This is a genomic window from Azospirillum soli, assembly GCF_017876165.1.
Taxonomy (GTDB): Bacteria; Pseudomonadota; Alphaproteobacteria; order Azospirillales; family Azospirillaceae; genus Azospirillum; species Azospirillum soli.
On record NZ_JAGINQ010000055.1, the window covers coordinates 1 to 4,160 of the forward strand.

Sequence of the window (4,160 nt, forward strand, 5' to 3'; positions counted from 1 at the left end):
TGCGGCATTATGGAGCAAACGCCACCAGCCGTTAGTGATGAGCACGAACGGTTTGGCGCATCGCCATTTCACCATACATGGCGCCATCAGCCACAATGACAGAAAGGCAGCCCTGCTGGATCAGGCTGGCGCGTCGATATTCGCGTGGCGAATGTTTTTGCGCGTCACTCTACGCGAAGAAAGACGCAATGCGCGCTCGCCTCTGGTTGATCGATGACCGCCGCAACGCAACGAACTTGTTTGTGTACGCTCAACCGCTTGCGGCATGATGGGGCATGATAGCCCATAACAGTTGATCGCCTCATTCTGTCGGGAAAGATTTTTCGCAGTTATCGTTGAGCGATGCCTTGCGTCGCACTTATGACGCGCTTATCTTCTTGGCAGACGTATCGCCAAGAGGTGTTGCATGTCGCAGCAGTTACCGGACATCCCGACCGCCCTCGCCGAGCAAGGAGCGCAGCAGGTCGCCGCAATGCTTCAAGAGGCGTTCCATGCAGGATTCCGTCAGGGATGGCAGGAAGCCCTCATGCACATCAACCGCATGGCCGCCGCCGCCATAGGTGGAGGGCAGCGTTTTGACGAGACGGCCCCCCCTGTCATCGCGCCGCGCATCAATTATGATGCGATGCGATTTGATGATGACGATGCGGCGGACGAACGCTCCAAGCGCCAACGCGCGCCGAGGGGCAGCGTCCCAGCAGCGGTTGACGAAGCATTTGCGCGGGGAGCCCCTGACGGGCTGACCTACACCGAGATCATCCGCCGTATTCGGGCTTCTGGGAATGACGAGATTAAGGAGTCGTCGATCCGGAACGAAATGCGCCGCCGCTTAAGCCGCGAAGAAGCGGTGGACGTCGATGGTCGGTGGTATCTACTCCCCAGCAAGCAAGAAGCCCCGCAGGATGAACCTGACGGGGCTTCTGCTGACCAGATTCAGGAGCCGACCTTTATGTAAGGAAGGCGCCTGGATAGTCGGGTTCGGGAACGCCATGGGAAGCATCCCCAGTCTGAGCAACTGAAATATGGCGTCTCCCGGACTCTAGTGCAACCCCTAAGGCCAGAAGGAGATGTCCATGGCCAATAGCGACGTGCGCCTTGAAGTCCGGGGCGCGACTGGCGGATGCGTCCGCCTCTTTGGTGGGGCGGTGACGCTCTGCTTGTTCGGCGGCATTGCCGTCAACTTCAGCGCAACCCGCGAAGGCGAAGACCTGCCGGGCGGCGCCGTCGCGGCGGTAGTCCCGCCGCTGGTCGAGGTGGTCGCGCGCCTCGCGGCCTAGCAACATCAGGCAAATGGGGGCGGTCCTTCGGGGCCGCCCCTGTTCTGGTTTCAGTCGCTTGACGACTTTCTGGCAATGCCGCTGGGATTCCCGGTCTCATCAAATACGCATTGAATCCCTCCGGACTCCAGAGCCCGTTTGATGGCTTCTAGGTTGTTGGCGATGGGCACACGGCGCCCCTTCTCAAAGTCGCGCACGGTCGAAAGCGACACGTTCGCGCGCTTCGCAAGGTCGTCCTGCGACCAATCCAGCCACCCACGGGCAGCGCGGCTTTGCTCTGGCGTCAACATAGAGCGAACGTAGCAACCTTGACGCCAAGCGTCAACGTCAACGAAATGTGTTGACCTCACCAAAAACAACGGATACAACTCACCTCAACGAAAAGCGTTGAGGTTCCTTCCCCATGTCGCAGCATTTCCTCCTGTCCGCCGCCGCCCGGAGCATCTCGCTCCGCGCCGTGCTGCGCATGGAAGAAGCTGAGGCGTGGGGCGTCTTCCAGCGCATCCGCTGGGACAGCACGGGCGGCAAGCCGGTGTGCCCGGAGTGCGGCTCCCTGATCTGCTACGACGTGTCGCGCGGCTCCCGCCCGCGTTACCGTTGCCGTGACTGCCGCAAGGACTTCACGCCGACGTCGGGCACCCTGTTCGCCTCGCACAAGCTGCCGATCTCCGTCTATCTGGCGGCCATCGTCCTGTTCGTGAACGCCGCCAAGGGCATCTCCGCCCTCCAGTTGGGCCGCGACCTGGACATCTCCTACAAGACCGCTTTCGTTCTCTGCCACAAGCTGCGCGAGGCGATGGCGACCGAGACGCGCGGCATGATCGCCGATGGTGAGGTCGAGGTGGACGGCTGCCACGTCGGCGGCTACGTCAAGCCGGCCAACTTCAAGGAAAACCGCCGCGACCGCCGCAAGGCCGTCAACCAGAACGGCAAGCGCCGGGTGGTGGTGGCGATCCGCGACCGCGACGGGCGGACCCTGACCAGCGTGTTCAAGTCCGAGGACGAGGCGACCGGCTTTATCGCCTCGCGGGTCGCCAAGGGTTCGACCATCCACGCCGACGAAGCCGCCGCGTGGGACAAGCTGCATGCCCGCTTCCCCATGAAGCGCATCAACCACTCCGAAGCCTACAGCGCCGATGGGGCCTGCACCAACATGGCGGAGTCGTTCTTCTCCCGCCTGCGCCGGGCCGAGGAAGGCCAGCACCACCACATCAGCGGCGTCTATCTGGCCCGCTATGCCGGGGAGATGGCGTGGCGCGAGGATCACCGCCGCGAGAGCAACGGCATGCTCTTCAACATCGTGGCGGGCCGCGCCGCCCGCATGGGGCAGTCGGTGGACTTCACCGGCTACTGGCAGCGGCGCAAGACCGCCTAATGCACCGACCGCAAAGCGGTTAAACCTTTTCTTTTTTTTCTATAGCCTTGAAGCCTTTGTGAGCCGTCTTGAGAGCGGACTGGACCTGCCTGATGTCTTGTGCCGGCGGGAGGCTTTCAGGGTTCGTGCCGCTGATTTCTTCCATAGTCTGCCGGACCTTGAAGCCAACGCTGTAAGCCGTCCGCTCCAAGTTTCTTTGCCCGCGCACGCTTTCGTTTCGGATTTTTGCTTCAGTTTGAGTAATCCGGAACAAATTCGCGGCAAGCTCTTCCTTGCCCATAAAGTCAAGAGGGGATCGACTGGCAGGAACACCCTTGATATTCTTTAGCTTGCTCATGTCCATGTTGTAGAGGCCACGATAGCCGGAATTCTGGAAAAGAGCATAATTAATCACACCGGCATCATTTGCCGCACCAGCTAGCGATTTTTCATGCTGGGAAAGCTCGTCGCGGATGCGAACGCGATCAACATCTTCAGCTTCGTTGATGTACTTCTTGAATGCTTCCGCAAGCGTGATGAAATACGCTTGCGCGGCTGCGACCTCCGGCTTTTTGGAGTCGCCATTCATTGCCGTGAGATAGCACCCAAATTTCGACAGCTTGAAGTCAGAAACCTCCGTGCCGTCGACTACTCGATTAATTTGAACAAAGTTGTCTTGTATATCGATGTTCAGCGCCGCACATGCGGCCATGGCCTTGTTAATGGCCTTCTTGAACGCGCCGAAATCCTTATAACCAAGCATGCCCATCAGGTCGCGGGCGAACCAATAGCGAAAGCCGTTCTCCATGCCATAATCCTCAAAGCTGGGCTTCCCGGCTTCGAAGTGAAACAGTTCAATCTGGCCCACGGCTTCCCCCCATTCCCTGGTAGCTCTAAATGGCAAGCCATACCACACCCTGTTGCGCGTAGGTAGTAGAGTCTGCCGTTCGGGCACCACAAAATGAAGTAGTCCTCCTGATTGCCATTCACTTACAACGGCGGATTAAGAGCCGAGAAGCCACCGTTTCTCCCGTCCATCGCGCCCCACCTCCGCGAACTCCACGCCCCTCCGCAGGACCGCCGCAACGGCCCGCTGAACGTCCTTCACGGCGTCTGGATCGTCGGCGGACAGCCCCTTCGCCTCCATGATGCGCACGGCGATCTGAGAGGTTGTCAGGGGCTCCGGCGCGTCCCGCAGCACGTCCAGCACTCTGCGCCGCGCCTCGCGCTTGGCAAAGGAGATGGCGGCCTTCCGGCGCTTTCCGGGGAACTCCGGGTCTGCCTCCCCCAGCATGCGGAGGACTCCGTCTACCTGAACCAGCTTGGCGCGGAGGGAGCGTTCCCTGTTGGCGACGGTGCGCAGCTCGGCGCACAGCTTCTCTCGGAGCTTTAGCAAGGCGTTGACGGAAGGCGGGATGGCGTCGGGCATGGCGTCGTCCCCGGAAGTGCGTTCAACCTCCGGGGAGTCTAGCCCGCCATCAGACGCTTAGTGTGCTAAGTGTTGGTGGCGTTTGCTCCATAATGCCGCA

Annotated in this window: 7 protein-coding genes; 4 read left to right on the forward strand and 3 right to left on the reverse strand. The window is 60.6% G+C overall.

Translation table 11 applies throughout. The features are described from left to right. The 3 genes from J2852_RS31140 to J2852_RS31150 form a co-directional block, all read left to right on the forward strand. A partial coding sequence (locus J2852_RS31140) for a hypothetical protein (RefSeq protein WP_209883150.1) occupies positions 1-217 on the forward strand: 217 nt, incomplete at its 5' end. A 189-nt stretch (positions 218-406) separates the two neighbouring features. Next, entirely contained in the window at positions 407-955 is a 549-nt protein-coding gene (locus J2852_RS31145) for a hypothetical protein (RefSeq protein WP_209883152.1), read from the forward strand. Between the two features lie 118 nt (positions 956-1,073). Continuing rightward, positions 1,074-1,277, forward strand: a complete 204-nt coding sequence (locus J2852_RS31150) for a hypothetical protein (RefSeq protein ID WP_209883154.1) — start codon at positions 1,074-1,076, stop codon at positions 1,275-1,277. 50 nt (positions 1,278-1,327) lie between these two features. Here J2852_RS31150 and J2852_RS31155 read toward each other — a convergent pair whose 3' ends face one another. Beyond that, complete coding sequence (locus tag J2852_RS31155; RefSeq protein WP_209883156.1) at positions 1,328-1,567, reverse strand: helix-turn-helix domain-containing protein; 240 nt, start codon at positions 1,565-1,567, stop codon at positions 1,328-1,330. A 113-nt stretch (positions 1,568-1,680) separates the two neighbouring features. Between J2852_RS31155 and J2852_RS31160 the strand changes: the two genes are divergently transcribed. Beyond that, positions 1,681-2,652 carry an IS1595 family transposase gene (locus tag J2852_RS31160; RefSeq protein ID WP_209883158.1) on the forward strand — a complete coding sequence of 324 codons (972 nt, stop codon included), beginning with the start codon at positions 1,681-1,683 and terminating at the stop codon, positions 2,650-2,652. Positions 2,653-2,671: 19 nt separating this feature from the next. Here J2852_RS31160 and J2852_RS31165 read toward each other — a convergent pair whose 3' ends face one another. Both J2852_RS31165 and J2852_RS31170 read right to left on the reverse strand, forming a co-directional pair. Next, a complete protein-coding gene (locus J2852_RS31165) occupies positions 2,672-3,499 on the reverse strand; it encodes a BRO family protein (protein ID WP_209883159.1) in 828 nt (275 codons plus the stop codon). A gap of 135 nt (positions 3,500-3,634) precedes the next feature. Beyond that, complete coding sequence (locus tag J2852_RS31170) at positions 3,635-4,060, reverse strand: hypothetical protein (protein ID WP_209883161.1); 426 nt, start codon at positions 4,058-4,060, stop codon at positions 3,635-3,637. Positions 4,061-4,160: the final 100 nt, after the last annotated feature.

Bases quoted from the DNA above. Each gene is read 5' to 3' on its own strand.
- J2852_RS31150 (WP_209883154.1), top strand. From the start codon at position 1,074: ATGGCCAATAGCGACGTGCGCCTTGAAGTCCGGGGCGCGACTGGCGGA.
- J2852_RS31145 (WP_209883152.1), top strand. From the start codon at position 407: ATGTCGCAGCAGTTACCGGACATCCCGACCGCCCTCGCCGAGCAAGGA.
- J2852_RS31155 (WP_209883156.1), bottom strand. From the start codon at position 1,567: ATGTTGACGCCAGAGCAAAGCCGCGCTGCCCGTGGGTGGCTGGATTGG.
- J2852_RS31160 (WP_209883158.1), top strand. From the start codon at position 1,681: ATGTCGCAGCATTTCCTCCTGTCCGCCGCCGCCCGGAGCATCTCGCTC.
- J2852_RS31170 (WP_209883161.1), bottom strand. From the start codon at position 4,060: ATGCCCGACGCCATCCCGCCTTCCGTCAACGCCTTGCTAAAGCTCCGA.